This window comes from Adlercreutzia sp. DFI.6.23, assembly GCF_024462535.1.
GTDB classification, from domain to species: Bacteria; Actinomycetota; Coriobacteriia; order Coriobacteriales; family Eggerthellaceae; genus Adlercreutzia; species Adlercreutzia rubneri.
Genome location: NZ_JANGBP010000426.1, coordinates 1 through 306, shown reverse-complemented (window position 1 = coordinate 306; position 306 = coordinate 1). Strand labels below are relative to the sequence as shown.

The 306-nt window shown below is 69.0% G+C and carries 1 protein-coding gene; it reads right to left on the bottom strand.

All coding sequences use genetic code 11. The features are described 5' to 3' along the window. Positions 1-306, bottom strand: a 306-nt coding sequence (locus tag NE591_RS14000) for a nucleotide exchange factor GrpE (protein ID WP_256156948.1), incomplete at both ends; no start/stop codon positions are given.

Genomic DNA, 306 nt, shown 5'->3' with positions numbered 1-306 from the left:
CTTCACGCCGCCGAGCAAGCCGGTCTCGCCGTTGGTCTCGGCGTAGTCCACCGAGCGGGCGAAGTCGTCGAGCACCGGGATAAGGCTCTCCATGAGCTTCTCCGTGGCACGCACCTTCTCGGCCTCGCGCTGCTCGGCCATGCGCCGACGGTAGGTATCCCACTCGGCGTGCAGGCGCACGTACTTGTCCTGCCAAACGGCGGCCTCGGCCTTGGCAGCAGCCAGCTCCTCGGAGTCCTCGATCGCGCTCGCCACCGCTTCAGCGGCGGCCTGCTCGAGCTCGGCATCCAGCTCGCCGGCCTCGTT